Origin of the sequence: Zongyangia acetica, from assembly GCF_038739695.1 — a bacterium.
Taxonomy (GTDB): domain Bacteria; phylum Bacillota; class Clostridia; order Oscillospirales; family Ruminococcaceae; genus Zongyangia; species Zongyangia gallinarum.
In genome coordinates this window covers 323,568-350,485 of sequence record NZ_JBBEWN010000001.1, presented here as the reverse complement: position 1 = coordinate 350,485, position 26,918 = coordinate 323,568, and the positions used below count along the sequence as shown (strand labels likewise).

The window sequence follows — 26,918 nt, the reverse complement described above, 5'->3', positions numbered from 1 at the left end:
GCCATACAGCCGATAACGGGCATTTGTCATTCATATACAAGCTCGGTCAAAACGATTTCCTCGGCAAGGCTGCGGATGCTGTTCATGTGGCGCACCCATTCCATTTGGGCAGATGCTTTGAGTGTTTCGGTCACATCTTCCTGCTTCGCCATTGCAGAAACGATGATTTCCATACGCTCGTTGCAGGATTGGTCGATCTCCGCAAGATGCCGGTGCAGCGTTCCGCTTGTGAGCAGGTTTGTGTAGAGAATGGGGCGATGTTCTTTCAGATAGCTGCGGCGCATACGCCCGTATTTGCCAATCTGATATTCTGATTCATCTGGCAGGGAGAGGTTTGGAATGAGATAATCCCCCTCCTGACGGTAAGTGCCACCCATCTGCTCAAATATTGATTTCATATAAATCAGCTCCTTTTTGTGTTGATTTCCAGTGGTTATACGGACTTTTCTTCTCCTTTCCTACAACTGCTGTTCCATTCACCACAAATGAGCCGCAGTCATATGTATTAGGTGGGAGAAACCACCCTCTACATAGTAACTCTTGGTAACAAAATTTATTCTGGAGCGGACATAGTGCCGCTCCTATTTTTTCAACATATCCCGGACGGCCTGGGGCGTACTTCCAAACTTCTGCTGAAAAGCGTGATAGAAGTTGGATACGCCGTGGTATCCAATCGCCGCCGCTATCTCCTGCACCGTCATATTGCTCTGCTCTAAAAGTTCAAGGGCCTGTTCCATCCGCAGGGTGCGCACATACTCGCCGATGCTTTTTCCCTCTGTCAGCTGAAACGCCTTTTGGAGCTTGTTTTTATTCATGGCAACCCGTTTGCAAAGATCCAATATGGAGGGCATGTTGCGCAGATTGCTTCGGATGAATCGTTTGGATTCCGCAACGGCGGCGAGTTCCGCTTCACTCAGATAGACAGGCCGTGTGGTGGAATACCTGTGAACCAGTTCCAAAAGAAAGCCGGTTGCCGCCAGCCCCTGTCCACGCATCCAGATTTGGAAGGGCTCACCGATTAAGGGACACCGCTCGATCCTTTGGTAAATCGCCGTCAGTTCCGGGGAGTGGATTTCCCCGGAGCCGATGGAGCGTTTCGCATCCTCCCAAAAGCTGCCGTAGAGCTGCACGCCGTTTTCCCGAAAGAACTGTTCCTGAAAATACATGCCGTGGAACCGCAGACGCTGCCCTCCCATCAGTTTTAGGAAATGGGGCGCTGGGGAAGGGAAAACAAAGCAGCTGATTCCGGAAGTGGAATCTCGGGCGTCGGATTTTCGCATATAACTGACATAATGCCCTTCCTCATGGAAGCCGATGCCAAGGTATCGCTGCTGAATCTGGGAGCGGAAAATCGCATCTTCGGGCGGCGTAAAATCAACCGCAGCTACGCAAAAGCCATGGAGATCTCCCCAGAACCGGATGTATGAGTTGTCGGGAAAGGTGAAACAGGTTCCGTTTCCTACATCCATTTGCTTCGCCCCAAAGGAACCGTAAAAACGGAATGTTTCATCGATATTGCGTATGGTGACCATCGTATCATCTCCTTGCCGTGTGCTGAAATGGCACACGGTTTTCTGTTTTGGCACGAATTTTAGTTAGTTGATGCTAACCTATGCGTAGAATTATATCGGAGAAATGGTGTAAAATCAAGTGTTTTGCAGGGAGACGGATAGCGGAACGCTTATTTTGAGGCACTTGTGGCGCTATTGACGCAAAGGATTGCAGGCGGCATAATGAGTGTGGGTTAGCATAAACTAACCAATATATCTTTCTCCGCATACAAGAAGCGAGAGGGAAAGGAGAAGTATGGGAGATAAAAAGAAGAACACCGTATTCCGAGTGTTTCAAGCCGCACAGTGCGGTTCGGCAAAATATGTACTTGGGATGCTCTGCTCTGCGGTCAGCATTCTATGCACAGCAGTTCCCTTTTACACGGTCTATCGCATTGTGCGTATTTTCCTGGAGGCGTCGCTCCATCAGACATCGGTAGATTCCTCCCAGGCGTGGTTTTGGGTGGGAATGACGCTGGCAAGCATTGCGGCGGGCATTCTGCTGTCCATTGCGGGCAGTGTGATCTGCCACGCCTGTGCCTTCCGGGCGCTCTATGACCTGCGCATGCGCATCTTGGGCCATATGGGAAAACTGAACCTGGGCTTTTTTACCGGCGGGCAGTCCGGCGCTGTACAGAAGACCATGAGCGACAACATCGAGAAGATGGAGGGCATTATTGCCCACGACGTATCCAACCTTGTGGGTGCTGCGCTGCTGCTGATTTCGCTGGCTGTGCTGCTGTTTTCCATCAATGTGCCATTGACGCTTACCATTTTTGCCGCACTGGCAGCCGCTTTTATCATCCAGTTTTCGGCTTTCGGCGGAAAGCGTGGGCAGAAAATCTGGACGGAGCTGAACCAGTCCGCCACAGAGCTGGACGCGGCCTTTTCCGAATATGTGGCCGGCATGGAGGAGGAAAAAATCTTTGGCAGGCTGGAAGCGGCGGCCCGACGGCTTACCGGGTTGATTGAAAAGAACAGAAGCCACCTGATGGCCTACCTCAAGCGGGTCACCCCAATCTACGGGGCCTATAAGACCATCACCCTGTCTGTGCTGGCTTTCATTCTGATTGCCGGCTGTGTGTTGCTGTACCTGAACCCAGGGGATCACCAGCTGATGATGGATCTTCTCCTGTTCCTGATTGTGGGGCCGGCAGTGATCAGCCCGCTGATGGAGCTGGTGGAGTTCGGCGCAGAACTTCGGAACCTGTCCGTGCGGATGGACCAGATTGATGATGTGCTGAAGATGGAGCCGACAGGCGAGGGGCAGATAGACGCAGTGCCGGCCTGCCCTGCACTGTCTTTCCGGGATGTGAGCTTTTCCTATCAGAAAGCGGCGGACCCCTTGCGCCGCATGGCGCTGGACCATGTGAGCATGGAGATTCCAGCGGGCAGCTTTGTTGCGTTGGTGGGTCCCTCCGGCGGGGGCAAGTCCACGGCGGGGCAGCTGCTGGCCCGGTTTTGGGATGTGGAGAGCGGAAGCATCGCCATAGGCGGAACGGACATCCGGGACTATACCGCCCGGACACTGATGGACACTGTAGCCTTTGTATTTCAGGACACCTATATCTTCGCAGAGAGCGTCTATGACAATATCGCCATGCACCGTGATGTCAGCCGGGAGGCGGTGGAACAGGCGGCCAAAGCGGCCCGCTGCCACGAGTTTATTCTGTCCCTCCCGGACGGTTACAACACCCGGCTGGGGGACGGCGGGCACAAGCTGTCCGGCGGCGAGACCCAGCGCATCGCCATCGCCAGGGCGATTTTGAAAGACGCCCCCATTGTGGTGCTGGACGAGGCCATGGCCTTTGCCGACGCGGAAAACGAACTGGCGCTGCGGGAGGGCATGGCGGAGCTGCTCCAGGGCAAGACGGTTTTGATGATCGCCCACCGGCTCTACTCCATCCGGGATGCAGACTGTATTTATGTCCTGGACAGCGGGAGATTGGCCGAAAGCGGGACCCACCAGGAGCTTCTGGATAAAAATGGCTTGTATGCCCATCTTTGGGCTATTCAGAATGAGACGGAAGTCTGGCAGATGAAAGGAGGTGTTTCCCCTGCTTAATATGATACGGCAGTTTACTTTTCATAAGCCAAAGGAAATCCTCCAGCCCACGCTGTGGCTGTTCCTTTCCCAGGCGTGCAGCATGCTCCCGGCCATTCTGGCCTACATGGCTATCTACACTCTTGGCGAAGCGTTTGTGCCGCCCTATACCCTGGATCTGTTCCGGCTTATTACCCTGGCAGCCCTTGGCGTTGGGTGCTTTGTGCTGCAGTATATAGTTGAGCTGATTTCCTATTACTTCACCTACGGCAAGGCGTACCGGGATACGGCGGACAAGCGCATTGCCTACATACAAAAGCTGCGCCGGCAGCCATTGGGCTTCTTCTCAAGCAAGGAGTCCGGCGAACTGATAAGCTCCTTTTCAAACGACTTTGCCAATGTGGAGTACACGCTCTGCTACTGGCTGCCATACCCGCTGGGCGTTGGGGCGCTGCTTGCGATTTCCATTGTTTGGATCTGCGTATATGACTGGCGCATGGGGCTAGCCATGTTCGGTATGCTGCCCGTCTGTGCGCTGCTCATGTTGCTGGTTGCCAAGGTGAAGGAGAAGCACAGCGGCCGGGTCATGGAGGCAAAGGCCCACGCCGCTACACAGATCAACGAATATCTGCGGGGCATGAAGGACCTGAAAGCCTATCACCGTACCGGCGAGGGGTTTGACACCCTGAAAAAGGCAATGGGAAACCTGCGGGATGAATCCCTTAAGGACGAAGCCGTGGCGGGCAGTCTCAGCAACCTCTGCGCCTCCCTGGTGCGGTTCATCGTGCCGGTAACCGTGGCGGTGGGGATGTACCTGCTCCTGGGCGGGAGCCTTGGTATATTGGATTTTGCAGGCTTTCTTGTTCTGGCCACCAAACTGGTGGAGGCCGAGCTGATGCTGGTGGCCAGTATCTCGGCTCTCCGTGGGATGGCTCCCTCCGGCCGGCGGCTGGATGCGGTCATGACCACCCCGGAGCCCACGGGCGAGGCGGAAATTGGACACGGGGATGCATATATGTTTGAGAACGTGTCTTTCCGGTATGGGGAGGGATTGGATGTAATCCGGGACGTCTCCTTTGAAACGCCCGCCGGCTCCCTTACCGCCCTGGTGGGGCCTTCCGGCAGTGGGAAATCCACGCTGCTCCGGCTCATGGCCCGGTTTTGGGATTATCAGATGGGGCATATCCGCATGGAGAAAAGGGACATCCGGGAAATCCGGACAGACAGCCTGCTTGCCCAGATCTCCATGGTCATGCAGAACGCCTACCTGTTCCGCGGGACGATTCGGGAAAACCTCTGCTTCGGGAATGAGGGCATCAGTGAGGAACGAATGGTGGAGGCGTGCCGGAAAGCCTGCTGCCACGAATTTATCTCCACCCTGCCGGAGGGCTACGACACCATGGTCGGCGAAGGCGGTGCCACTTTATCCGGCGGTGAACGTCAGCGCATTTCCCTAGCTCGGGCACTTTTGAAGGATGTACCCATCCTGCTGCTGGACGAACCCACAGCTTCTCTGGACGCCGATAATGAGGCCATGGTGCAGCGGGCGCTGGATGAGATCGCCAAAGAGCGCACAGTTGTGATGATCGCCCACCGCCTGAAAACCGTCCGGGGCGCAGAGCAAATTCTCGTGCTGAAGGACGGAAAAATCATAGAACAAGGGATCCATGACCAGCTTGTCGAGGAAAATGGCCTCTATGCCCGGCTGTGGGGATTACAGAATCAAGCTGGAACTTATACATTTCAGTCAACTTTTCAGTCAACTAAGGAGGAAACAAAGTGAAACAATCTAAATTTTTAAGCCTGAAGGAATTCGTCATCGTGCTGCTCCTCGCCTGCGTGGAGACGGCCATTGGACTTGTGGTTACCATGCCCTTTGCGGCCAATCTCCAGCTTGTCTATTTTCTCGCCCCCGGGCTTGCCGGGCTGATCAACGGAATTATCTATGTCCTGATTATCAAGAAGTGCCCCAAAATAGGCACACAGTTTATTATCCCCGCCATCTATGGGCTGTACTTCCTGTTTACAGGAAGCGTGTACGTTTTCATCTTCTTTATTGTTTTAGCGGTTTTCAACGAGCTTATCATGCTTGGCGGCGGATATAGAAGCAAAATTCGCTCTGCCGTTCCTCATACGCTCACCTGGATGCTCAACGCCATGGGCAGCACCTTGACCATGCTGCTGTTCCGCGATAGTTTGGTGCAGAGCTATGTGTCCATGGGTATGGACGCAGTCAGTGCGGATGCCGCCATTGCATCCCTGGAGGGCTTCTGGCTGGCGCCGCAGAACATTGCCATAGCCCTGGTGGCTGCGGCGGCGCTGTCCATCGCCGGCTATGCGCTGGGGATGAAAATGCTGGGCAAACACTTTAAACCGGCTGGAATTGCGTAATGGGAGCCGAAAAGCGCAGGCGCTTTCAACCAGACCCCCGCACATGGCTGTTGCTCTGTCTGTTGGGGATTGCCGCTATTCTCGTGATCCGCTCTGAGATTGGGTGTCTGTGCCTGTTTCTGGCGTGCCTGCTTATCCACATGCTGGCAGGCAATGGCGGCAAAATCCTTCCCTACGGGCTGTATTACCTCATTTTTTATGGCATTGGCTGGTTGGGCGTGCATCTGATGGACAGCGGAGTCGCCTTTTCGGTCAGCTCCATGCTGTCCAGCATCGGCATCGTCAGCCGGAAGGTGCTGGTCCCCCTCTCCTTTGTAATCTGCCTGGCCGGGGAGCCCACCGGTTCCTTAATGGCGGCGCTGCAAAAACTGCATTTGCCAAAGGCTGCGGGGATCGGGACGGCAGTTGTACTGCGCTTCTTTCCGACAATCGCTGGGGAATACCGGGCCATCCGTTCTTCCCAGCGGTTCCGTGGGATTGGGGTAGGGGTGCTGCACACCCTGACCCATCTTCCCACTACGGTAGAGTATATTCTGATCCCGCTGATCCTTCGCACGACGAAGGTGGCGGAGGAGCTCTCCGCCTCTATGACAGTGCGGGGCGTACGGTTTTCCGGGGAGACGGTCAGCTACCGCTCCATCCGGTTTTGTTGGAAGGACGCTGCGCTTCTTGCCCTACTGCTTGCTGTCGCCTGTACAGTTCTGCTTCTGGAGAGGGGCGGTGTCCTTTGATTGAACTGAAAAATATTTCCTTTACCTATGAAAACAGCCGTGAGGGAGACAGCCAGTTGCGCCATGTGGATTTGCAAGTGGGGCGGGGCGAACTGGTGATCCTCGCCGGCCGGAGCGGATGCGGAAAAACCACCCTGACCCGTGTACTCAACGGGCTGTGCCCGCAGTTTTATCCGGGTGAACTTACCGGCAGCTATCTGCTGGATGGACAGGACGCCCTGAAAATGCCAGTTCACCAGCTTGGTACGATGGTGGGAAGCGTGTTCCAGGACCCCCGCAGCCAGTTTTTTACCACAAATACCACAGATGAGATCGTTCTTGGCATGGAGAATATTCCCATGGAGCAATCTGTGATGCAGCAGCGGGTGGAGGCTGTGTGTAGCCAGATGAACCTTCAGCGCCTGCTGGACCGGCGAATCTTCCCGCTTTCCAGCGGGGAGAAACAGCTGATTGCCATCGCTTCGGTTTGCACCATGGAACCCAAGGTCATCGTCATGGACGAGCCATCCGCCAACCTGGACAGTGACGCTATGGTGCGTTTGGGCGCCCTGCTGTACCGCTTGAAAGAGGCCGGGCATACCATCCTGCTCTCAGAGCACCGCTTTCATTATGTCTGCGACTCCTTTGACCGGCTGGTATTTATGGAGAATGGGGAGATTTCCGCCATTTACAGCCGCAGCGAGGCGCTTAGCCTGACAGAGGGGCAGCTGGCGGTCATGGGGCTGCGCCCCTTCCAGCCGCCCACTTTCCGGGTGGGCGGGGCATTTCTCTCCAAGCCGGAGGATGCATTTCAAGCATCTCAAATTTCCTGTATGCTGGACGGGCGGCAGATTTTAGAGGACGTCACCTTTTCGGCCCGAAGCGGCAGAATCCTCGCCATCGCCGGGCCCAATGGCGCCGGAAAATCTACGTTGTGCCGTACAATCACCGGACTATGCCGTGCCATGGGAACGGTTCAAATTGATGGAGCATATCTGAAACGAAAACGCCGCACCAAACAGTCCTTTTTCGTGCAGCAGGATGCCGACTACCAGCTCTATGCCCCCACTGTGGTAGACGAATTCCTGATTGGAAAAAGGGCGTCGCCGGAGCTCAGGCAGGCAGCTTTGGCAAGGCTGAACGAAATGGGTCTGGAGCCCTTTGCTGTCCGCCATCCGGCCTCCCTCTCGGGCGGGCAGAAGCAGCGGTTGCTGCTGGCGCTTGCGGCGGAGAGCGGCCGGGACCTCCTGGTCTTTGACGAGCCCACAAGCGGCCTGGACGGGTACAATATGCGCCTGACGGTAAAGCTGCTCCGGCAGCTTGCCGCAGCGGGAAAATGCCTGCTGCTGATTACCCACGACATGGACTTGATTGCAGCGGCCGCTGACTGCGTGCTTTATCTGGAGCAGGGCAAGCTGCGCTATCACCGCAATGTGCTGCGGGATAAATAAAAGAGAGGCGTAACCTATGGTCTTAACATCCTCTATGGAGAACTATTTAAAGGCGGTATTTACCTTGCGGCAGACTCACGGAAGGGTTCGCTGCATCCACATTGCGGAGCGGATGGATGTCACGCTTCCTTCTGTGAGCCGGGCTGTCAAAGAATTGGAGAAAATGGGACATGTAAGCCGGGATGAAGACGGTTCCGTCACACTTACGCCATCTGGAGAAAGAATTGCCGCAGAAATTTATGAGCGCCACCGCTTCTTCACGCAACGGTTAATTGCCGCAGGTGTGGACCCTGAAACGGCGGCAAAGGAGGCCTGCCATATGGAACATGGGGTCAGTGAGAATTCATTTGAAAAACTGAAGCAGACCATGGAAAGGCAGGATAAAAAGGTCCATTGAAAGTGATGCTTTTGTTCTTTGAGGACGGAGAAGAAGATATTGTCCTTAAAGTTCAAAATTTAATCCGCTCGGTCACGCGTATTGATTATATGGAAATGCCGCAGTTTGAAACGCAATCTACATCTTCTGCCCTGGAGATTCGTGAAAACCAACGCCGGGTATTCTGCTATGGCCAAGAGATTTTGCTCACGAAAACGGAGTACGAGATTCTCTTGTACTTGTATAAAAACGCAAACCATGTATTGACGCACGGGCAAATCTATGAGAGAGTTTGGCGTGAACCCGACTACGGCGAGGCAAGAAAACTGGTCAGTCACCATGTTCAAACAATTCGGCGCAAGTTAGGATGGGAAAAAGATAATCGGCATGCGCTTCGTTGTGTTCGGAATTTTGGATATGCGTTGGAAATATCGAAAAATGGTTAAACCGCAAGAAAGGCTCTTCATGCAGTCAAAAAGATTGCATAAAGAGTCTTTCTTATGGAATGACCTCTTTCATGATAAGAATAAATCCGAACCCATTGCCAACCGGCGCAAGGTTCGGATTTATTCGTTGTGGTGGAGACAGGGGGACTCGAACCCTCGACTTCTTGCGTGTGAAGCAAGCACTCTAACCAGCTGAGCTATGCCTCCGAATGCAAAAAATATTATACCAGATTTGGCCTCTCTTGTCCAGAATTTTATAGAAAGAAATTCCCAGGATCAAATCCTGCTTTGATTATGACAATTTTGTCATGCAACCTGAGCAAGTTTACAGTATAATAGGAAACAGTTCATTCTGGGAAGGCGGGGTAATGATGACGCGAATTTTAATGGTAGAGGATGACCGGATCATAGCGTCCGGACTGGAATACTCTCTGACAGAGGAAGGATATGAGGCCGTATGGTGCGCCAATGTCCAAGCGGCCAGGGAAGCGCTGGCGGGGCAGGAGATCGACCTCTGTCTCATCGATCTGACTCTTCCAGATGGCAGCGGCTATGAGGTCTGCCGGCTGGCCAAGGAGAAAGGGGACATTCCGGTGGTCTTTCTCACGGCTTGCGATGACGAGGTCAATGTGGTGATGGGGCTGGATATGGGGGCGGATGACTATGTCACCAAGCCCTTTCGGCTCCGGGAACTGATGAGCCGGATCAAATCGGTGCTGCGGCGGTATGGAAAGGCAGGGGCATCCTCCCCTGTCCTCACCTTTGGCAATCTGAGAATCAATACCATGGAAGCGAAAGTCTATAAAGAGGACGAGGAAGTGTTTCTGACAGCACTGGAATATCGGCTTCTTTTGACCTTTGTAGGGCATGTAGGACAGGTGCTTTCCCGCAACCAGCTGTTGGAAGGCATCTGGGATGTGGCGGGGGATTTTGTCAACGACAACACCCTGACGGTCTATATCAAGCGCCTTCGGGAAAAATTGGAGGACAATCCTCAGGAGCCCCGCCACATTATCACCATCCGGGGTCTGGGTTATAAATGGGAAGGGCAGGGAAACAAATGATCCGAAACAAAGAAATCAGGCGATTTGTCATCGCTTTTGCGCTCATCGGTATGGCCGGCACCCTTCTTGCCTGGGGCATCGCCCCCCTGGCCGGAATTGTCACGGCCCTTACCTATCTTCTGCTTTTGGCGGCAGCGGGGATTTTTACCGCTTGGCGGTATCGGGAGATTGCCCGCTTGTCAGAATACCTTCAGCGGGTGTGTTCCGGACAGAGCACCCTGGACATCCGGGACAGCGCCGAGGGGGAACTGAGCATTCTCAAAAACGATATTTACAAGATGACCTGTATGCTCTCGGAAAAGACGGAGTTGCTTCAAAAGGACAAACGATACCTTGCCGACGCCCTTTCTGATATTTCCCACCAACTGAAAACACCGCTGACCTCTATGATGGTCATGACCGACCTGCTCAGCGAGCCGAATCTTTCTCCGCAAAAACGGATGGAGTTTACTGAAAACATCCGCCGGCAGCTGGAGCGGATCGAGTGGTTGGTGACTGCCCTGCTGAAAATGTCTAAAATCGACGCTGGCGCCGTCCAGTTTAAACAGCAGCAGGTACAGGTAAGCCAGCTGATCCAACATGCCCTCTCCACCCTTTCGATCCCCATAGAGCTCCGGGAGATCGAGGTGAAAAACCATGTCAAAGAAGAGGATTATGTGGTCTGCGACTACAACTGGACTGGGGAGGCCCTGATCAATATCCTGAAAAACTGTGTGGAACACAGCCGCTCCGGCGGACATATCGGCATTGACGCAGAGGAAAATCCCCTTTACACCCAGATGCGGATCTGGGACGATGGGGAGGGAATTGCTCCTGAGGATCTGCCCCATATTTTCGAACGCTTTTACCGGGGTAAAAACGCAGGTGAGGAAAGCGTGGGGATTGGTCTGGCCATGGCTCGCAGTGTGATTGTGGCTCAGAATGGTCAGATTCAGGTGAAAAGCCATCCGGGAATCGGGACCTGCTTTACCATTCGTATTTACAAGCAGGTGGTATAGGGCAATAAGCCTAGGTGACAAAACTGTCACTTTAAAGTCACCGGAAAGTCATGGGCCCCTTTTATGATAAAGACATCAAGTCCGCAGTACAGGAGGAAAGAATTATGGAAATACTCAAAATCCAGAATCTGTCCAAGATTTACGGCGCCGGAGAGACGGCGGTCCGGGCGCTGGATGACGTGTCTTTTACGGTGGAAAAAGGGGAGTTTGTGGCTATCATCGGGCCTTCTGGCTCCGGAAAGTCCACCTTGCTGCACATTCTGGGCGGTGTGGACCGTCCCACCAGCGGCAAGGTCTATGTGGACGGCACCGATATCTACGCGCTGGACGAGACCAAGCTGGCGGTATTCCGCCGCAGGCAGATAGGGCTGATCTATCAGTTTTACAACCTGATTCCTGTTCTCAATGTAGAGGAAAATATCACACTGCCTCTGCTCTTAGACCAGCGGAAGGTGGACAAACAGCATCTGAACAGCCTGGTGCAGTCCCTGGGACTGCTTGGCAGGATGGGACATCTGCCCAACCAGCTTTCCGGCGGCCAGCAGCAGCGGGTCTCCATCGGCCGGGCCCTTATCAACAATCCGGCCATTATCCTGGCCGACGAGCCTACCGGCAATCTGGACAGCAAAAACAGCGCTGAAATCGTCTCCCTATTAAAAATGTTTAACAAGCGGTTTAACCAGACTTTGATGATCATCACCCACGATGAGCGTATTGCATTGCAGGCGGATCGAATCATCTCCATCGAGGATGGAAAGATTGCCAAGGATGAGGTGATCCGCAGATGAATATCGTCAATAGACTGACCCTGCGCAACCTCCGTCTCAACCGCAAACGGACCCTGGTTACCATCATCGGCATCATTATCTCCACTGCCATGATTACGGCGGTTGCCACCTTTGCGGTTTCCTTCATGGATTTGATGCAGCGCTCGGAGATTGCTTCCAGCGGCAACTGGCACCTGCTCTTTTCCGACATCAGCCGCGACCAGGCCACCCAGATCCAGGGACAGCTTAACAAGGGGGATCAGGTCCTTCTGTCCCGGGATGCGGGATGGTCTCTGCTGGAAGAAAGCCCTTCTCCTGGCCAAAAGCCTTATCTTTTGGTCAAAGAATATGACGAGCAGGCATTTGAAAATTATGGCGTCAACATTCTCAAAGGGCGCCTTCCGGAAAATGATAATGAAATCGTCATCACCCAGCAGATGGCCAATGATAGCCCTCTCTTTGCTGTAGGCAACCGGATTTCGGCCAATCTCTGTGACCGGATTATCCATCTGCCCCAAGGGGATAATGACATGGCCACCGAATACAAAGCTTCCGGATCTGAACCTTATTACGGCACCGTCAAACAGGAAGATGGAGTGTGGGAAGAGTTAGTACCCAAAAACATTCAGAAGGAATATACCATTGTGGGCATTATGGAGGATCCAGGCTGGATTTATGCCTCTTCGCCGGCTTATACGGTGCTGACACACCTGGATATAGACGCCCTTTCGTCAGAGGATACCCTCAATGGGGCGGTAACCTTTGCCAAAGTCGACAGCAGCATCTTTGAGAAAGGAGAATCCCTGAAAGAACTGCTAGGTGTTGAACCCTCCTATCACAGCGACCTGCTGGCCTATTACGGCGTTTTTGGCAGCAACGGACTGCAGACCAGTCTTTATTCGTTGATTGCCATCGTCATCGTTATTATTATCGTGGGCTCCATCTCTTTGATTTATAATGCCTTTGCCATCTCCGTATCAGAACGATCCCGCCAGTTAGGGATGCTGGCCAGTGTGGGAGCCACCAAAAAGCAAAAACGCAATTCTGTCCTGTTCGAAGGCGCTGTCATCGGCGGCATCAGTATCCCGTTGGGAATTCTGGCAGGTCTTGCCGGTATGGCGGTGACCTTCTGGTGCATCAGTCCCATATTGCAAAACCTGCTCAATGTCAGCGAATCGTTGCAGGTGAAAATATCCTGGAGCTCTATCCTGGCCGCCTGCCTTCTCTCGGTGGTCACCATCTTGATTTCCTGCTGGATTCCCGCCCGGCGGGCGTCCCGCATTACGCCGGTGGACGCCATCCGGCAGACGGCGGATATCGGCATCCGGGGAAAAGATGTAAAAACTTCCAAGCTGACCCGAAAAATCTTTGGGTTTGAGGCGGAATTGGGGCTGAAAAACCTCAAACGTAACCGCCGCCGCTATAAAGCAACCATATTTTCCCTTATCATCAGCGTGGTTTTGTTTCTGTCCGTTTCCACCTTCACCGCCGTACTCCAAAAGGCGTTTTCCTTTTCCGTCGATGGCGTCAACTATGATATGTCGGTATCCTGCTATTACGAGGACAAAAATGACATTGCGCCCTTCTTTGAAAAACTGGCACAGCTGGAAAAAATGGATACCTATGTGCAAAGTGATGAAGAGGGGATGCTGATTGCCTATGCCACAGAGGAACAGACCCCTTCTTTTATCAGCGGAGGACAATCGGCGGATGAAAAGGGGTATTATCCCTATTATCTGTCCCTGCGTTCTATGGGCGATGAATCTTTGGAGGAATATGCGCGCCAGGTCGGCGCAGATCTTTCCGCTTTGAAGGACCCTCAGCATCCTGCCGCTATTGTGGTGGACACCGTTCAGTACAACGACCCTGCGACAGGGAAGAAATCAGAGGGGAAATCCATCCTCCTGCGGGAAGGGGAAAGCCTGCCTCTCTATTATGATGCCGCGGATTACAACAACGTGGAGGGGGCTGAACCCGTCATGGAAAAGCTCACTGATCTGACAGTAGCCAAATTGACGGCGCAGCTGCCCATGGGAGCTTATAATCTTGGCAATAGCAATAGTCTCAATATAGTGGTCTCCCAGGAGGTCTTTGACAGCATTGTGGGGCAGATGAAAGAGGAAGCCTTTATTCGCCGCAGTACCACCGCTTATATTATCAGCAGTGACCCCATGGGCTTGCAGGATGACATCTATGACCTGGAGGCAGAGATGAATGCAGGGATCAATGTCAATAATCTGTATCAGACCCGGATCCAAGGAAAACAGATGCAGATGATTGTTTCGGTCTTTACCTATGGCTTTGTCATCCTGATTGTAGCCATCTGTGTGGCCAATATCTTCAACACCATTTCTACCAGCATCTCCCTCCGCCGCAGGGAATTTGCTATGCTCCAATCGGTGGGAATGACCCCCAAGGGGTTCAGTAAGATGCTCCGGTATGAAAGTATCTTTTATGGCCTCAAGGCTCTCCTTTATGGCCTGCCTATCAGCGCCGCCATTATGGTGCTCATGCACATATCCATGATGGAAGGATTCCAATTTGAGATGGTTATCCCCTGGCTGAGTGTTGCCATCGCCATTGTCGGTGTATTTTTGATTGTCGGGGTGACCATGCTCTATTCCAGCCATAAGGTGAAAAAGGAAAATATCATCGACGCTTTGCGAACTGAAAATCTCTAAAATTGCCTTATCAAAAGCGCCTGCCTATGTCATAGGGCAGGCGCTTTTGCGTCGACAAATGCTTGTCAAGGGGGGATAATCAGTGTATGATAGGAATAATAAAAGGGAAAAGGTAAGGAAAGTAGAGTTTCCCAAGGGAGAAAGAGGGAGAAGACGATGAAACGGGCACTGATTGTGGTGGATTATCAAAAAGATTTTGTCACCGGCAGCCTGGGCTTTCCAGGAGCTGAAAAATTAGAGGATCCCATTTGTCAAAAGATCACGGAGTATCGGGCGGGAGGAGATGAAATCATCTTTACCTTCGATACCCATGGAGAGGATTACCTTTCCACCCAGGAGGGGAGAAAGCTGCCGGTTGTCCATTGCCTCAAAGGTACCGATGGATGGCAGCTCTATGGCAGGGTGGCAGACCTTTGTAGCCCTCAGGACAGATGCTTTGAGAAGGTGACCTTTGGCTCTCTCGACCTGGCGGAGTATGTAAAAGAACAGAAATTTGACCAAATTGAATTGGTAGGGCTTGTGTCCAATATCTGCGTCATCTCCAATGCAGTTTTGTGCAAAGCGGCGGCACCGGAGGCAGAGATCCTGGTGGATGCTGGCTGTACCGGTTCCGGCATGGGGGAGATCCACCAAAAAGCATTAGATGTAATGGAAGGCCTGCAGATTACGGTCACCGGCCGCAAGGAGGAAGACAAATGAAGGATATGGACTATACACTGCTGTGCGATTTCTATGAACTGACCATGGGCAATGGATATCTGCTTTCGGGTATGGCGGATAGAATCAGCTATTTTGATGTATTTTTCCGTTCGGTGCCCGATGGGGGAGGCTTTGCCATTGCCGCGGGACTGGAGCAGGTCATCGATTACATCGAAAACCTTCACTTTGATGAGGAGGACATTGACTTTCTCCGCTCCAAAGGCGTGTTTGATGAGAAGTTCCTGGATTATCTGCGTCATTTCCGCTTTACTGGAGACATTTATGCTGTGCCGGAGGGAACACCGATTTTCCCTCGGGAGCCTATTTTGACGGTGCGGGCTCCTGCCATTGAGGCCCAGTTTGTTGAGACCTTCATTCTGCTCAGCCTTAACCACCAGTCCCTCATTGCCACCAAGGCCAACCGGATTGTCCGGGCAGCTGACGGACGGGCGGTCAGTGAATTCGGTTCCCGCCGGGCACAGGGACCGGACGGAGCGGTTCAGGGAGCCCGGGCAGCTTATATTGCCGGCTGTATTGGCAGTGCTTGCACCCTTTCTGACCGGATGTATGGTGTGCCGGCCAACGGCACAATGGCCCACTCCTGGGTGCAGATGTTTGACGATGAATACACTGCCTTTGAGACCTACTGCAAGCTCTATCCCCACAGCGCCACCCTGCTGGTGGATACCTATAACGTTCTTTCTTCCGGTGTCCCCAATGCCATTCGGGCTTTCCAGAATGTATTGCTGCCCCAGGGCATCCAAAACTGCGCCATCCGCATTGATTCGGGAGATATCACCTACCTGAGCAAAAAAGCCAGAAAAATGCTGGATGCCGCCGGGCTTACCCAGTGTAAGATTGTGGCCTCCAACTCCTTGGATGAGACCATTATTCGGGATATTCTCCTGCAAGGCGCCTGCGTGGATTCCTTTGGTGTCGGTGAGCGCCTTATTACCTCCAAAAGCGATCCGGTTTTCGGCGGTGTCTACAAGCTAGCGGCGGTAGAGGATGAAAAGGGCAATATTATTCCGAAGATCAAGATCAGCGAGAATGCGGCCAAAATCACCAACCCCCATTTCAAGAAGGTGTATCGCCTTTTTGAGCGGGAGTCGGGCAAGGCGGCGGCGGATTTGATCTGCCTACACGATGAAATCGTTGACGATACAAAGCCTTTGACAATTTTTGATCCCGACTTTACCTGGAAAAAGAAAACGCTGCGGGATTTTGTGGCCAAAGAACTGATGGTTCCCATCTTTAAAAATGGGGAAAAGGTCTATGACGCCCCGGATGTAGAGACCATCCGTGCCTATTGCGCCGAACAGATCGATACCCTCTGGGATGAGGTCAAACGGTTTGAAAATCCCCATAACTACTATGTGGACCTTTCTAAAAAGCTGTGGGACATTAAGCATGATCTTTTGGAGCAGAACAAATAAGACTTATTGTATGGACATTGTATACAAAAAACTGGGAGGAAGTTTTCCTCCCAGTTTTTTTTATAGCCATTGAGGGGAGAAAAAATTTGTGATAAAGTGGAAGAGAAAGAAAAGGAGGTAGATTGGATGAGAGATATCTTGTGCTATGGAGATTCTAATACATGGGGATACCGTCCCATGGACAAGAAACGCTACGATGTGCATACCAGGTGGCCGGGAGTCTTGCGGGATCTGTTGGGGCCGGAGTATCACGTCGTTGAAGAGGGCAACAATGGCCGGACTCCGGTCTGGGAAGATCCGGTGATGGAGGGCAAAGACGGTCTTGCCTATCTGGATCCCTGCCTGGCCAGTCACTATCCTCTGGATTTGGTCATCATCATGCTGGGCACCAATGCGGCCAAAGGACGTTTCAGCTGCAACGCCTGGGATATTGCCAAAGGGGTGGAGACCCTGGTCAAGCATGTGAAAAAGGCGGAATGTGGTCCTGACGGCGGCACTCCGGAAATCCTGATGATTGCCCCTCCTCTGATCGGATTTGTTCCCCCTGATCATCCCGGCACCCATGCGGGGTTGGAGTTTGGAATGGAGGCTGTGGAAAAGAGCAAGCTGTTTGCCCCTTATTACAAAGAGATTGCGGATGCAAATGGTGTCCATTACTTGGATGCGGCCCTTTATTGTGAGCCTTCCAAGGAGGATGGCCTTCATCTATATGCTGACAGCCACCGCCGTTTGGGAGAAGCTGTCTATCAAAAGGTACTGGAGATCTTCGGAGAGAAGAAATAAAATAAAGCAGCCGTTTGATACGGCTGCTTTTTTATGGGAAAGGTTTGGTCCTTTAATCCAAAGGCTGAATTCTGGCGGGATGATCTTTGAGGAATGCCACGGTTTCCTCTAAGGAACGAACACCGGAGTAGGTGCCGGAACCCTGGATGCAGAAGGCGGAGACGGCGCTGCCCAGCTGAGCGGCCTCCTGCAACGGCTTACCCATGGCCAATGCGGTGAGGGTACCGGTGCAGAAAGCATCACCGGCGCCTACGGTATCCAGGACGTTGACGTTTTCACAGGGGGAGACGATATAGGGCTCCTCCCCATATTTGGCGATGACCACACCGTGCTTACCCCATTTGATGACCATATCCCGGGTCCCTTTTTCCCGATAGATGCGGATCATTTCCCGAATATCCTCGGTGCCGGTCATGTAGCGGCACTCATCATAACTTGGCATAAACAGGTCGATATAGGGGAGAACCTTTTCAATTTTTTCCATCCATTTTCCCTGTAGATCCCACATAACATCCAAAACGGTGAATTTGCCCTTCTCCTTGCACTCTTTAAAGAAATCGGCGCATTCATAGTCGAACTGGCCCAGCATCATGTGGCCGGTGACAAAGACAATATCACTTTGATCGATGAAAGCGTCGGGAATATCGGCCCGGCGGAAGGCGTAGGCAGATTTGGGGCAGAGAACAGCATAGCGGTCGTTGACCTCAGTGTTGATATAAACAATGGAAACGGTGGTATCCACAGTGGGGTCCATAACGGCGTATTGCGTATCCACACCATGGTTCTTGAGCTCCTCGATGACAAAACGGCCCATGGGATCATCTCCCAGATGGCAGCACAGGGAGATATTTTCGCCGACACCAAGACGGCAGAAGTCGATGGAACTGTTGGCCGCGTTGCCTCCCACAAACTGTTTGATGGAATCGGTGGGGAAAATAGAACCCATCTCAGGATATTCGTTGACAGGAGAGGCTACGATGTCCACACAGGCCAAGCCGATGATGGCAATTTTTTTCATGAAAAATACCTTCTTTCTCTATGTTTTCTTTTATTTTATACTGGCTTTTTCCATGGCTGCCAGGATTTCCTCCATAGGCCGGATGCCGTTGTAGGTACCCTGAGCCCGAATGCAGTAGGAGGCCACCGCTTGGCCAAAGGCGACGGCATCTTTTAAGGGCATCCCCTTGGCAAGTCCGGCCAGAGTGCCGGCACAAGAGGAGTCGCCGGCACCGATGACGTCCACAATTTCTTCTGGATCACAGGGGAAGATGGGGACGCGGTAGGGCACACCATCCCCCTCCTTGACAATGGCGCCCTGGCTGCCCAGTTTAACCACTACATTTTTTGGGCCCAAACGATGGAGAACTTCCACCATGGCTTCAGGGTCCTTTTCCCCAATTAGCTCCACTACCTCGTCATAGCTTGGCATGAACAGATCAAGGTAGGGCAGAGCGTCGGCAATTTTGGGCATCCATATCCCTTCAAAATCCCACATGACATCCATAGCCACAAATTTCCCCAGCTCATGAGCCCGTTTGACGAATTGTCCGCATTGGGCGCCGTCGAATTTCTTCAGCTGGCACATACCGGCCATAAAAATGATGTCACTCTCCTGAAGGAGTTCCTCGGTGATATCACCTTGGTCAAAATGATCGTTGGACTCAGAGGTTGTCAGGCACCGTCTTTCTTTTTCCACCGGATCCAGGCAGACAATGGTGACGGCGCTGTCCACGTTGGTATCTAGGGTAACGCTGCTGGTATCTACTCCATGACGTGTCAGCTCTCCCATGACAAACTGTCCGAAAATATCGTCCCCCAGCCGGCAGGCGAGCCGGGCAGGCAGCCCTAACTTGGCCAAGTCCAGGGCAGCATTGGCGGCGCATCCCCCCACAAACATACGGATTTTGTCCACATGGTAAACGGTGTTGAGGGGCGGGAGACTAGTGACGGGTGTGGTAATGACGTCAATGGCGGTCATACCAATACAGGCAATCTTTTTCATGTATATTTTTTCTCCTTTGCTGTGTCTTAGTCTAAATAAGCGCTATAGGGTTTCATATTGCCGGAATTCATAGCGTAGAAGATCTGATCCAGGGATTTCACCCCGGCGTAGGTGCCGTAATCCTGAATGCAGAAGGCGGAGACGGCTTGTCCCAGGCTGGCAGCGTCCGAAAGGTTCATCCCTTTGGCAAGGCCGGTGAGGATACCGGCGCAGAAAGCGTCGCCGGCGCCGGTGGTATCTACAATGTTTTCTACATCCCAGGCGCTCATGCGGTAGGGTTCCTGATCCCCCTCCATGACGATGATGCCGTGACGGCCCAGCTTGATGATAACATTCTGGGGCCCAAAGGAACGGAGAACCTTGACCATTTCATAAGGATCGCTTTTATGAATCATCTGCTCCACCTCGTCAAAGCTTGGCATAAACAGATCCACATAGGGTAGCGCTTTCTTAAACTTGGGAAGCCACTGGTCATCGAGATCCCACAGAACATCCATGGCCACAAATTTTCCCATATCGTGAACCTTTTTGGCAAAGGATGTCAGTTGATCTCCATCGAATTTTTTTAACTGACAGATGCCGGTAAGAAAGATAATATCAGAGGAAGCGAGAAGTTCATCTGAGATGTCATCGGCACAGAAAAAGTCGTTGGATTGGGTGGAAAGGAGGCAGCGCCGGTTCTTTTCAGCCGGATCCAGACAGACAATGGAGGTAGCGGTTTCCGCCTCCTCATCGATGGTGACGCTTTGGGTATTGACACCGTAGCGGTCAAACTCCCCATGGACAAACCGGCCCAAGCTATCGCCGCCAATGCGGCAGGCCAGGCGCACGGGAACGCCGAGTTTGGCTAGGTCCAGAGCGGAGTTGGCGGCATTGCCACCTACATACATCTTGATGGTATCCACCCGTTTGCATTGTCCGATAGCGGGGAGCGCAGGAGCGGGATTGGTGATGATATCCACGGCTACCATGCCGATAGACGCAATCTTTTTCATAAAAAGACCTCCTTTGACCGATACAATGACAAGCCATCGTTGCGGCAGGGCTGAAAGCGGCCATTGGCCGCTTTCAGCGAAACTATTTCTCTTATAAATTATAGTGGAAAAAGAATTTTGCTTCAATATCAATATTTAATAAATAATCATGGGGAATTTTTCGTTCAAAACAATAGGGATTTGAAAAACACAGGAGAGTTGTTATATTAAAAATGATACTTGTGCACAAGGGATGGGTCATTGACTTTCTCATTTTTCAGGGGTAAGATGAAAAATGAGAACACACCGACAGCCAAAGGGAGGTATATTTATGCTGGACGCCATCAAAAACAGAAGAAGTATCCGCAAATACAAGAGCAAACCGGTTCCTCCGGAAATGGTGGAGGAGATTTTGCAGGCGGGATTTTATGCGCCTACCGGACGGGGTGTCAAGCCTTGGCACTTTGTGGTGGTGGACGATCCGGCTGTACTTCAGGAAATCATGAAGATCCATCCCTATATGGGGATGCTGAAAACAGCACCGATGGCCATTATTGTCTGCGGAGACACTGCTTTGTCTTCCGACCTCTGGACCGCCGACTGCGCGGCCGCGACGGAAAATATTCTGCTGCAGGCCTATGAACTGGGCCTCGGAACCTGTTGGTGCGGCATCGAGCCCAACGCCTCCCGGATGGAGGCTTTCAGCAAGCTGTTAGGGCTGCCTGAAAACGTGAAGGCATACAGCGGCATTGCCGTCGGCTTCCCGGATGAAGAGAAGCCTGTCCCAGACCGCTATGATGCAAAAGCGGTTCATAGAAACCATTGGTAAAAAGGAAAGCGCTGGTCTTACCAGCGCTTTTATCTATTCATAGATTGGAAAAGGTTTTGCCGAAATTTTCTGGTGGCATGAATTGGTAGACTGTGGTAAAATAAATACGCTGAATCCTTTTTGAGTATGATTTTTAAAGAAGGTTGAAAGGAGGGGAACTATGAAAATCAAATCGTTTGTTTGCCTGATGCTGGGTATGCTGATGGTGCTGTTCTCCTCCTGCGATAAGATACAGCCGGATGTGGAATCCCTGTTAAGTCCGCCGAAGCTGACCCAGGAGCAAAGAGAGATTTACGACGCCTTGGTGGAGACTGCTGTCAGCTCCTCAATCAAGCTCAAGTATCCTAAAGCGGGAGAATATCGTTCGGCTTTTGTTATGTATGACATTGATGATGACGGTGAGGAGGAAGCCATTGCCTTCTATGATCCCCAACAGGAGGATCCCAGTGTCCGCATCAAAATTCTGGACAAACAGAATGATGAATGGGTTTCCGTCTACGACAAAGCCAATGGCAGCGGCGGTGTGGACGTGGACCGGGTCATGTTTGAAAATGTGTCCAGTGTTGACCGCAAGGATATGATTATCGGTTGGAATCTGATTAACCGTGCCGAAAAGGGCGTGGGTATTTATTCCTATGAAGGGGAAAAGCTGGTGTCGGTTTATCCTGATGAGACAACCAGCGATGACATGGATACCTACTCTGAAATGGTGGTGGAGGATTTAAACGGTGACCTGCGCAAGGAACTGATCCTTCTGAAAAATTCCACCTCTACCCTGCGCAGCAGCGTTCGCACGGTAGGCTATCGACTGGGTAGGGTGCAGCCGCTGGTGGACCAGCCTTTGCGGGACGGCATCATGGGTTATTCCCAGATTGAGTCCACCTCTTTGGAAGGAGGCGGCGTCAAGCTTTACGCTGACGTTTATCTGGGAGAGAGCATGATGGGCACGGAAATGCTACAGGTGACGGCTGATGAAATCATCTATGAGACCCAGGAGGATGAAGTTTTCAACCTGACCATGCGGTCATCTGACCTGCCAAGCAGAGACGTCAACGAAGACGGCATCATTGAAGTGCCTTACAATACCCCCCTGCCCGGCTATGATAGTGAAGTGGAGGACGGCGCGCTCTATCTCACCCACTACAACCAGTGGGAGGAGGGGCAATGTATTGAAGTATTTTCGGCTGTCGTCAACCACGAAAATGGCTATATGTTTATTATGCCGCCCCAGTGGGTGGATCAGGTGACGGTGGTCACCACCTTTGTCTCCAACGAGTGGAAGTTTATTCGCTTTAACGAGACTTTGGAAAATGACAGTGACGCGTTGCTTTATATCAATGTCTATTCCGAAGACGAATACAAAGACAGAAATACCATCAGCCAGCGGACTTTGGTCGATACAAAGGGTATATTTGAGTATTATATGTACGTTCCGGAAAACGCGGATCCAGAGCTGGCCTTGACATTGGAGCAGGCTAGGGAGCAATTTCAGCTGCTGGTGTGATGCGTTGCCATGATAGATGAGGAGGTAACCATATGAAACGTATCTTAGTGGTAGAAGATGAAGACGTCATCCGGGATTTTGTGGTCATCAACCTCAAACGTTCCGGATATGATGTCACCGATGTATCCAACGGGGAGGATGCCCTGCGGGTATTTGATGAAAATGACGGCAATTTTGATGTTGCCCTTCTGGATATTATGATGCCGGGGATCGATGGATTTACCGTTTGCAAAGAAATCCGCAAGCGTTCCAACACCATCGGCATTATTATGCTTTCGGCAAAAACCCAGGAGATGGATAAGGTCAACGGTTTGATGCTGGGAGCTGATGACTATGTGACCAAGCCCTTTAGTCCCTCGGAGCTGGTGGCTCGGGTGGATGCCATCCATCGCAGGGTGACCATGGCCAACAAGACAGATGAAAGCTCCCTGATTGTATCCGGCCCCTTTGAGCTGAACATCAAGAGCCGGACCCTGAAAAAGAATAAAGAAAACATAGATCTGACCCAGGTGGAATTTCAGATCATGGAGCTTTTTATGCGCAACCCCGACGTGGCGCTAGACCGCAGTGAGATTCTCTCCAAGGTATGGGGCGAAAACTACTACGGCGATATTAAAATAGTGGATGTAAACATCCGGCGGCTTCGGATGAAGATTGAGGATGAGCCCTCCAGCCCTAAGCATCTGGTAACGGTGTGGGGCTATGGCTACAAATGGCAGGAATAGAGAGATAACGACAGGCAGCAGGGGAAAGGAGGGGGACCATGGCGGTTAAGAAAATTACCAGACGATGGTTTTTTAACAGTATGGCTGTTATTTTGGTTATCCTCCTTGCCATAGAAATTGTGTTTGCCGTAGGAATCCAGGGCTACTACTATAACGGCGTGGAACAGATTCTCACCACCCGTGCCACGGCTATGGGTAACCTTCTGGAGACCTATGCGCGGGATAGCGCCACCGATTTTGCCACCGAGGTGCGCAGCTATGTGGAAAACTATTCGGAGAAAGAGCTCATTGAACTGATGGCCATCAATGCCGACGGGGATATCGCCTTGACATCCTCTGGTTTTGAGCCGGATAATCGTTACTATATGCCTGATTATGAACAGGCTCTGAGTTCCTCCAACTCGATTGGCCACTTTCAGGGAACTGTTGACGGGGAGAATGTCATGGCGGTCACCGTTATGTCCCCGGTGAGCAATCAGGAATTTACGGCCATGCGCTTTGTGGTTTCCCTAGAGCAGGTGGATCAGCAGATTGTTCTTTTAATCGCGCTGGTGACCGCTGTTGCGGCGGTGATTATCTTTTTTGTCGTTCTTTCCAGCTCCTATTTTATTAATTCAATTGTCAATCCCGTGGGAGAAGTGGGCCAAGCGGCTCGCAAAATCGCCCATGGCGACTTTGACTACCGCCTGAAAAAGAAGAATGATGACGAGATCGGGGAACTGGTGGACGTCATCAACTATATGGCGGGGGAACTCTCCACTGCTGAGACCATGAAAAATGACTTTATCTCTTCAGTTTCCCATGAACTTCGTACGCCGCTGACTGCTATTAAGGGATGGGGCGAGACGCTGATGGCTGAGAGTGAGGATGAGACGATTGATCCCCAGACCATCCGCAAGGGGATGGGGGTCATTCTCAAAGAGACAGACCGGCTTTCCGGTATGGTGGAGGAGCTACTGGACTTCTCCCGGATGCAGTCGGGACGACTGAAACTGGTGATGAATAAGCTGGACCTGCTGGCAGAGCTTTCGGATGCGGTCCTCATGTTTACCGAGCGGGCCAAGCGGGAAGGCGTGGAGATCATTTATGATGAACCAGAGGAATTCTGGGTAATTTATGGGGACAAAAACCGGCTGCGTCAAGTTTTTGTGAACATTATCGACAACGCATTGAAATATTCGGATAATGGTGATAAGATTACAATCACCGCGACAGAATTTGAGCAGTTTGTCCATATCGACGTGGAGGATACCGGCTGTGGTATCAGCGCGGAGGATCTGCCTAAAATCAAAACAAAATTCTATAAAGGAAATTCTACTCGCCGGGGCTCCGGTATTGGGCTTGCCGTTGCTGATGAGATTATCCAGATGCATGGCGGTTCTATCAATATCACAAGCCGGGAAGGGGAGGGTACCTGCGTGACCATCAGCCTGCCGTTGATGACCAAAAAGGTACAGGCTTCCATTGATAAGATGGCGGAAGAGAATGTCCGTTCGGCAATAGATCAACGGCCAGAATAAAATAGATGTCCTGCGTCTGATGGTTCTAGGCCGCGCCTAAATGTTGAGAGAAGGAGCGTAAGCAATATTGGAGAAACGAAAAGACTTTAAGACATCCATTGGAGGGCAAGCACTCATTGAGGGTGTGATGATGAAAGGCGTAAAGCAAAGCTGCATGGCAGTGCGCACCCCCTCTGGAGAAATCGACGTGGAAACCTGGGATAATCCCGGACCTAAATGGTATAAGAAGATTCCAATTATCCGGGGAGTTATCAACTTTGTGGTCATGCTTATAGACGGATACAGGACCTTGATGAAATCCGCAGAGAAAGCCGGGTTCGATGATGTCGAATCGGAAAGCAAGTTCGACCAGTGGTTGACCCGGGTCTTTGGGGAAAAGCTGATGGGTGTCATTTCGGTGGTGGCCTTGATTTTAGGCGTTGCCTTGGCGTTGCTACTGTTTATCATTGTGCCGGCGTTTTTGACAAAATTATTGCAGCCTTATATTAGCTCCCGAATTGCCCTGTCCGCTATTGAAGGGGTGGTTAAGATTGCTATTTTTGTAATCTACCTAGCCCTGGTTTCCAGAATGGAGGATATCCACCGGGTATTTGAATATCACGGGGCAGAACACAAAACCATCTTCTGCTATGAGCACGGCAACGATCTGACGGTAGAAAATGTGTTGAAGGAAAAGCGCTTTCATCCCCGCTGCGGCACCAGTTTCCTGCTCATTGTCCTGATCCTCTCCATTTTGGTTTCTTCGGTGGTGACCTGGGACAGCCTGGTTCTGCGGGTGGTGCTGAAAATTGCCTGCCTGCCCCTGGTGGTAGGCATTGCCTATGAGATTATTAAATTTGCCGGCCGCCACGACAATATACTTACCCGGATTATTTCCGCGCCTGGCTTGTGGCTGCAGCGGCTGACAACTGCTGAGCCGGATGCATCCCAGGTGGAGGTAGCTTTGGCTTCTTTCCTGCCGGTTCTGCCCAAGGACGAAAGTGAAGACGACCGCTGGTAAATCCGGAAAGGCGGAAAATATTTGAATTTGAAGGCATATGCAAATCAGATAAAAAAGCAACTGGAAAACGCAGGGGTATCCTCCCCTGCGTTTGAGGTTGCTTTGCTTTTTGAAAAGGTGTTTTCCCTTTCCAGAACGCAATTGCTTAGTCCAGAGAGGGAAATAGATGAAAATCTGGAAGAGAACCGGGAAAAGATGACCCGACTGGAGGCGATGGTTTCCCGCAGAATGGAGGGTTATCCCCTCCAGTATCTTCTGGGAGAGTGGGAATTTTTTGGCCTTCCCTTTTGGGTGGGGGAGGGGGTACTGATCCCCCGGCCTGATACCGAAACAGTGGTGGAGCAAGCCCTGGCGCTGCTGAAGGGAAAAGAGGCCCCGCGCATCCTGGATCTTTGCAGCGGCAGTGGCTGTATTGCCATCGCCCTGGCCCATGAGCGGCCGGACAGCCGGGTGACGGCGGTGGAGCTTTCTGAGAAGGCGTTTTCCTATCTTGAGCGCAACCGGGAGAGAAACCAGGCTGTCAACCTGGCGGCGGTGCAGGGAGACGCCTTGGACACTGGATGTGTAGATGGGAAATTTGATCTTATTGTATCAAATCCGCCCTATATCCGTCCGGAGGAGATGGAAGCGCTGCAAAAAGAGGTGCAGTTTGAGCCAAAGATGGCGCTGAGAGCAGAGGAAGAGGGGCTTTTCTTCTATAAAAGAATCAGCCGATTGTGGAAAGGACGTATCCGGCCTGGGGGATATCTGCTCTTTGAAATCGGATGGAAGCAGGCAGCACAGGTCATGGAGATTCTCCGTCAGGAGGGTTTTATGCAGGTGGGCTGCGCGAAGGATTACGGAGGCAATGACCGGGCCGTATGGGGGAGGAGCAACCGCTGAGTTTGAGCGGCCAAAAGTGAAAATATGAGGAGAAACTTGTTGCACTCCTTATGAAAACAGGTTATAATAAATTAGATACGGGAACA

At 51.9% G+C, this 26,918-nt stretch carries 25 protein-coding genes and 1 tRNA gene; 20 read left to right on the top strand and 6 right to left on the bottom strand.

Annotation, left to right across the window (positions count from 1 at the left end; genetic code table 11):
- Positions 1–26 precede the first annotated feature (26 nt).
- Together WGC32_RS01610 and WGC32_RS01605 are read right to left on the bottom strand one after the other, a co-directional pair.
- Positions 27–398, bottom strand: a complete 372-nt coding sequence (locus WGC32_RS01610; protein ID WP_342680459.1) for a TnpV protein — start codon at positions 396–398, stop codon at positions 27–29.
- 183 nt (positions 399–581) lie between these two features.
- A complete protein-coding gene (locus tag WGC32_RS01605; RefSeq protein ID WP_278518009.1) occupies positions 582–1,532 on the bottom strand; it encodes a helix-turn-helix domain-containing protein in 951 nt (316 codons plus the stop codon).
- Positions 1,533–1,806: 274 nt separating this feature from the next.
- On the opposite strand from WGC32_RS01605, the gene WGC32_RS01600 reads away from it, so the two are divergent.
- The 7 genes from WGC32_RS01600 to WGC32_RS01570 are packed head-to-tail and all read left to right on the top strand — an operon-like array spanning position 1,807 to position 8,968.
- Positions 1,807–3,615 carry an ABC transporter ATP-binding protein gene (locus WGC32_RS01600; protein WP_342680458.1) on the top strand — a complete coding sequence of 603 codons (1,809 nt, stop codon included), beginning with the start codon at positions 1,807–1,809 and terminating at the stop codon, positions 3,613–3,615.
- Position 3,616: 1 nt separating this feature from the next.
- The gene (locus WGC32_RS01595; RefSeq protein WP_342680457.1) at positions 3,617–5,377 is read left to right on the top strand and encodes an ABC transporter ATP-binding protein; all 1,761 of its coding nucleotides are present in this window, start codon (positions 3,617–3,619) and stop codon (positions 5,375–5,377) included.
- Positions 5,374–5,985, top strand: a complete 612-nt coding sequence (locus WGC32_RS01590) for an MptD family putative ECF transporter S component (protein WP_342680456.1) — start codon at positions 5,374–5,376, stop codon at positions 5,983–5,985. Before WGC32_RS01595 ends, WGC32_RS01590 begins: the two co-directional genes overlap by 4 nt.
- A complete protein-coding gene (locus tag WGC32_RS01585) occupies positions 5,985–6,716 on the top strand; it encodes an energy-coupling factor transporter transmembrane component T family protein (RefSeq protein ID WP_342680455.1) in 732 nt (243 codons plus the stop codon). Before WGC32_RS01590 ends, WGC32_RS01585 begins: the two co-directional genes overlap by 1 nt.
- A complete protein-coding gene (locus WGC32_RS01580; RefSeq protein WP_342680454.1) occupies positions 6,713–8,146 on the top strand; it encodes an ABC transporter ATP-binding protein in 1,434 nt (477 codons plus the stop codon). The genes WGC32_RS01585 and WGC32_RS01580 overlap by 4 nt, the downstream gene beginning before the upstream one ends.
- A 16-nt stretch (positions 8,147–8,162) precedes the next feature.
- A complete protein-coding gene (locus WGC32_RS01575) occupies positions 8,163–8,543 on the top strand; it encodes a metal-dependent transcriptional regulator (RefSeq protein WP_342680453.1) in 381 nt (126 codons plus the stop codon).
- A 5-nt stretch (positions 8,544–8,548) separates the two neighbouring features.
- A complete protein-coding gene (locus WGC32_RS01570) occupies positions 8,549–8,968 on the top strand; it encodes a winged helix-turn-helix domain-containing protein (RefSeq protein WP_342680493.1) in 420 nt (139 codons plus the stop codon).
- A gap of 130 nt (positions 8,969–9,098) precedes the next feature.
- On the opposite strand, the gene WGC32_RS01565 is transcribed toward WGC32_RS01570, so the two are convergent.
- Positions 9,099–9,175: transfer RNA gene (locus WGC32_RS01565), tRNA-Val, on the bottom strand.
- Positions 9,176–9,339: 164 nt separating this feature from the next.
- Between WGC32_RS01565 and WGC32_RS01560 the strand changes: the two genes are divergently transcribed.
- The 7 genes from WGC32_RS01560 (at position 9,340) to WGC32_RS01530 (ending at position 17,396) form a co-directional block, all read left to right on the top strand.
- The gene (locus WGC32_RS01560) at positions 9,340–10,032 is read left to right on the top strand and encodes a response regulator (RefSeq protein ID WP_191509914.1); all 693 of its coding nucleotides are present in this window, start codon (positions 9,340–9,342) and stop codon (positions 10,030–10,032) included.
- Entirely contained in the window at positions 10,029–11,030 is a 1,002-nt protein-coding gene (locus WGC32_RS01555; protein ID WP_342680452.1) for a sensor histidine kinase, read from the top strand. The genes WGC32_RS01560 and WGC32_RS01555 overlap by 4 nt, the downstream gene beginning before the upstream one ends.
- A gap of 104 nt (positions 11,031–11,134) precedes the next feature.
- A complete protein-coding gene (locus WGC32_RS01550; protein WP_191482409.1) occupies positions 11,135–11,818 on the top strand; it encodes an ATP-binding cassette domain-containing protein in 684 nt (227 codons plus the stop codon).
- Complete coding sequence (locus WGC32_RS01545) at positions 11,815–14,478, top strand: ABC transporter permease (protein ID WP_342680451.1); 2,664 nt, start codon at positions 11,815–11,817, stop codon at positions 14,476–14,478. The genes WGC32_RS01550 and WGC32_RS01545 overlap by 4 nt, the downstream gene beginning before the upstream one ends.
- A gap of 156 nt (positions 14,479–14,634) precedes the next feature.
- A complete protein-coding gene (locus WGC32_RS01540; protein ID WP_191482411.1) occupies positions 14,635–15,177 on the top strand; it encodes an isochorismatase family protein in 543 nt (180 codons plus the stop codon).
- Positions 15,174–16,613: a nicotinate phosphoribosyltransferase gene (locus WGC32_RS01535; RefSeq protein WP_342680450.1), complete on the top strand. Its 1,440-nt coding sequence runs from the start codon at positions 15,174–15,176 to the stop codon at positions 16,611–16,613. Before WGC32_RS01540 ends, WGC32_RS01535 begins: the two co-directional genes overlap by 4 nt.
- A gap of 126 nt (positions 16,614–16,739) precedes the next feature.
- Positions 16,740–17,396, top strand: coding sequence for an SGNH/GDSL hydrolase family protein (locus WGC32_RS01530; protein WP_342680449.1), 657 nt, complete (start codon positions 16,740–16,742; stop codon positions 17,394–17,396).
- Positions 17,397–17,448: 52 nt separating this feature from the next.
- Here the strand turns inward: WGC32_RS01530 and WGC32_RS01525 are convergent, their stop codons facing one another.
- Genes WGC32_RS01525 through WGC32_RS01515 form a run of 3 tightly spaced genes read right to left on the bottom strand, consistent with a single transcriptional unit; the run spans position 17,449 to position 20,393 of the window.
- The gene (locus WGC32_RS01525) at positions 17,449–18,414 is read right to left on the bottom strand and encodes a carbohydrate kinase family protein (RefSeq protein ID WP_342680448.1); all 966 of its coding nucleotides are present in this window, start codon (positions 18,412–18,414) and stop codon (positions 17,449–17,451) included.
- A gap of 30 nt (positions 18,415–18,444) precedes the next feature.
- Positions 18,445–19,398: a carbohydrate kinase family protein gene (locus WGC32_RS01520; RefSeq protein WP_342680447.1), complete on the bottom strand. Its 954-nt coding sequence runs from the start codon at positions 19,396–19,398 to the stop codon at positions 18,445–18,447.
- Between the two features lie 26 nt (positions 19,399–19,424).
- Positions 19,425–20,393 (bottom strand): carbohydrate kinase family protein, encoded by a 969-nt coding sequence (locus WGC32_RS01515; RefSeq protein WP_342680446.1) that lies wholly within the window; start codon positions 20,391–20,393, stop codon positions 19,425–19,427.
- Positions 20,394–20,703: 310 nt separating this feature from the next.
- Between WGC32_RS01515 and WGC32_RS01510 the strand changes: the two genes are divergently transcribed.
- The 6 genes from WGC32_RS01510 to prmC all read left to right on the top strand — a co-directional run bounded on the left by WGC32_RS01510 (position 20,704) and on the right by prmC (position 26,832).
- Positions 20,704–21,201, top strand: coding sequence for a nitroreductase family protein (locus WGC32_RS01510; protein WP_191482417.1), 498 nt, complete (start codon positions 20,704–20,706; stop codon positions 21,199–21,201).
- A gap of 160 nt (positions 21,202–21,361) precedes the next feature.
- Positions 21,362–22,705: a hypothetical protein gene (locus WGC32_RS01505; RefSeq protein ID WP_191482418.1), complete on the top strand. Its 1,344-nt coding sequence runs from the start codon at positions 21,362–21,364 to the stop codon at positions 22,703–22,705.
- Positions 22,706–22,737: 32 nt separating this feature from the next.
- On the top strand, positions 22,738–23,430 hold the full coding sequence (locus tag WGC32_RS01500) for a response regulator (RefSeq protein WP_191482419.1): 693 nt from the start codon (positions 22,738–22,740) through the stop codon (positions 23,428–23,430).
- 38 nt (positions 23,431–23,468) lie between these two features.
- Complete coding sequence (locus WGC32_RS01495; protein WP_342680445.1) at positions 23,469–24,950, top strand: sensor histidine kinase; 1,482 nt, start codon at positions 23,469–23,471, stop codon at positions 24,948–24,950.
- 67 nt (positions 24,951–25,017) lie between these two features.
- Positions 25,018–25,950, top strand: a complete 933-nt coding sequence (locus tag WGC32_RS01490) for a DUF1385 domain-containing protein (RefSeq protein ID WP_342680444.1) — start codon at positions 25,018–25,020, stop codon at positions 25,948–25,950.
- Between the two features lie 21 nt (positions 25,951–25,971).
- On the top strand, positions 25,972–26,832 hold the full coding sequence (gene prmC, locus WGC32_RS01485; protein ID WP_342680443.1) for a peptide chain release factor N(5)-glutamine methyltransferase: 861 nt from the start codon (positions 25,972–25,974) through the stop codon (positions 26,830–26,832).
- The last annotated feature ends 86 nt before the right edge of the window (positions 26,833–26,918 follow it).